General features: G+C 73.9%; 3 protein-coding genes and 1 pseudogene. 3 read left to right on the top strand and 1 reads right to left on the bottom strand.

Annotated elements, in window-relative coordinates; genetic code table 11:
- The 3 genes from AC3EUV_RS38230 to AC3EUV_RS38220 form a co-directional block, all read left to right on the top strand.
- Positions 1 to 235, top strand: a 235-nt coding sequence (locus AC3EUV_RS38230) for a GDP-mannose 4,6-dehydratase (RefSeq protein ID WP_432147160.1), incomplete at its 5' end; no start/stop codon positions are given.
- Positions 232 to 768, top strand: coding sequence for a DapH/DapD/GlmU-related protein (locus AC3EUV_RS38225; protein WP_435604887.1), 537 nt, complete (start codon positions 232 to 234; stop codon positions 766 to 768). The genes AC3EUV_RS38230 and AC3EUV_RS38225, both read left to right, overlap by 4 nt.
- Positions 765 to 1,889 carry a glycosyltransferase gene (locus AC3EUV_RS38220; protein WP_435604886.1) on the top strand — a complete coding sequence of 375 codons (1,125 nt, stop codon included), beginning with the start codon at positions 765 to 767 and terminating at the stop codon, positions 1,887 to 1,889. Before AC3EUV_RS38225 ends, AC3EUV_RS38220 begins: the two co-directional genes overlap by 4 nt.
- A gap of 213 nt (positions 1,890 to 2,102) precedes the next feature.
- Here the strand turns inward: AC3EUV_RS38220 and AC3EUV_RS38215 are convergent.
- Positions 2,103 to 2,370: pseudogene (locus AC3EUV_RS38215) on the bottom strand (glycosyltransferase WbuB); the annotation flags it as partial.

Here is a 2,370-nt window from a genome sequence, read left to right as displayed (position 1 = left end):
CCGGGCCGCCTTCGACGCGGTGGGGCTGGACTGGGAGCGCTATGTGCGCTTCGACCCGAAGTACGAACGGCCCTCCGAAGTGGATGCGCTCATCGGCGATGCGTCCAAGGCCAAGAGCCTGCTGGACTGGTCGGCGAAGGTGCAGTTCGACGAACTCGCCCGGATCATGGTCGAGTCGGACGTGCGGCAGCTGGAGGACGAGCTCTCCGGCCAACGGGTGCGGGTGGACCGATGACAGCCACCGCCACCGACCGCCGGCTGCGCGGCTTCACCGGCGCCGGCTACGACAAGGGCCGGGGACTGGCGGCCCAGGCCGCCTGGTTCGTCGTGCTCAACGTGCTGTTCATGAAGTGGTGGTTCCCGCCCCGGCTGCGGCCCGCGGTGCTGCGGCTCTTCGGCGCCCGGGTCGGCGAGCGGGTGCTCATCCGGCACCGGGTGCGGGTGCAGTGGCCGTGGAAGCTGACGGTCGGCGATGACGTCTGGGTGGGTGAGGACTCCTGGCTGATCAACCTGGAGCCGATCAATATCGGCCATGATGTCTGTGTGTCCCAGGGTGCCGTGCTGTGCACCGGAAGCCACCAACGCAAGTCGCCCACCTTCGAGTTCGACAACGCGCCGATCCGGCTGGAGCCCGGGTCCTGGGTGGCCGCCCGTGCCATGGTGCTGCGCGGCGTCACCGTCGGAGCGGGTGCGGTGGTCGGGGCCGGCGTGGTCGCCCACCGCGATGTGCCGCCGGGTGCCGTGCACACCACCGGAGGTGGCGTATGAGGATCACCCATGTGGTGACGCTGGTCAGCGACGACGGGGCGTACGGCGGTCCGGTGAGCGTGGCCACCGGGCAGCTGGGCGAACTGGCCGCGCGGGGGCACGAGGTGGAGCTGGTCTCGCTGTGGCGGGGCCGGAGCGCGCCCCCGCGGTCGGTGGACGGGGTGCCGCTGCGCGCCCGGACCGCCCGCACGCTCGTGCCGGGGCAGGGCTTCCTGGGCCTGTTCCACCCCGGGCTGCTGCCCACGCTCTGGCGGCGGGTGGGCCGGGCCGACGCCCTGCATCTGCACGCCGGGCGGGACCTGGTGTCCCTGGCCGCGCTCGTGGTGGCCGTGGTGCGCCGCCGGCCCTTCCTCGTGCAGACCCATGGCATGGTCCAGCCCCGCGGCTCGGCGGTGGCCCGGCTCTTCGACCGGGTGTATGTCCCGCTGCTGCGGCGGGCGGCCGCGGCCCTGGTCCTGACCGACGAGGAGGAGACCGGGCTGCGGAAGGTCCTGGGCCCGCGCGGACCACGGCTGGTCCGGCTCCCCAACGGCGTCCGCTCCCGCCCGGCCGACGGGGAGCGCAGGGAGACCGATGTGCTGTTCCTCGCGCGGCTACAGAGCCGTAAGCGCCCTGAGGCGTTTGTGCGGATGGCGGCGCTGGTGCACCGCAAACGGCCCGAGGTGTCATTCACCCTGCACGGTTCGGACGAGGGGCGGCTGGCGGAGGTGCGGCGGCTGATCGCCGAGGAGGGGCTGGGCGAGGTCGTGACGTACGGCGGGGCCCTCGACCACGACGCCGCGGTGCGGCGGACCGCGCAGGCCACCATCTACGTGCTGCCCAGCGTCGACGAGCCGTTCCCGATGAGCGTGCTGGAGTCCCTGGCGGTGGGCACCCCGGTGGTCTGCACCGGCAGCTGCGGGATCGCCGGGACGCTCCGGCGGCGCGAGGCCGCTGTGGTGACCGACGGTTCGCCGGAGCAGCTGGCGGACGCGGTGCTGCGGCTGCTGGAGGACCGACCGCTGCGGGAGCGTGTCACCCGGGCCGGTCGTGCGGCCGTCGAGGCGGAGTTCTCGCTGGCGGCCGTGGCCGACCGGCTGGAGGGGTGGTACGGGTCCCTCGCCCGGCCCGGCGCACGATGACCGGGGCGGCGGGGGCCGGTGCCCCCGCCGCCTGCGGCTAGGTCCTGTCGTCAAACTCCCGCCTGCCGCGCGGCGCCTGGCACGCACGCTCGCTGCGTTGTCGGATCGTCCAGGTAGACCCATTACGAGGACGACCCTCCGCCTTGCGATCGCACGCACCAGACGCCGCGCGGCCTGCCCTTCGGGCAGACGACGGGAGTTTGACGACAGGACCTACCGTCCGGCTGCCCGCGCGATCCGCAGCAGTTCGGTGATCCGCTCCAGACCGGCCCGGCTGCTGAGCCGCTGCTCGACGTACTCCGGGCCGCAGGCTCCCAGCCGGGACGCCCGCCCCGGGTCGTCGGCGAGCGCCCGGACCTCCGCCAGGAGCGCCTTGGGGTCCTCCGGGGCGAGCACCGTCCCGGCGCCCGAGCGCAGCACCTCCTGTGCGGTGCCCCCTTCGGCGGCCACCGAGGCGATCACCGGCCGGCCCGTCATGAAA

It is taken from the genome of Streptomyces sp. bgisy130 (genome assembly GCF_057708345.1).
The sequence above is the reverse complement of the archived record's forward strand: the minus strand, read 5'-3'. Positions and strand labels throughout refer to the sequence as shown.

Bases quoted from the DNA above. Each gene is read 5' to 3' on its own strand.
- AC3EUV_RS38220 (WP_435604886.1), top strand. From the start codon at position 765: ATGAGGATCACCCATGTGGTGACGCTGGTCAGCGACGACGGGGCGTAC.
- AC3EUV_RS38225 (WP_435604887.1), top strand. From the start codon at position 232: ATGACAGCCACCGCCACCGACCGCCGGCTGCGCGGCTTCACCGGCGCC.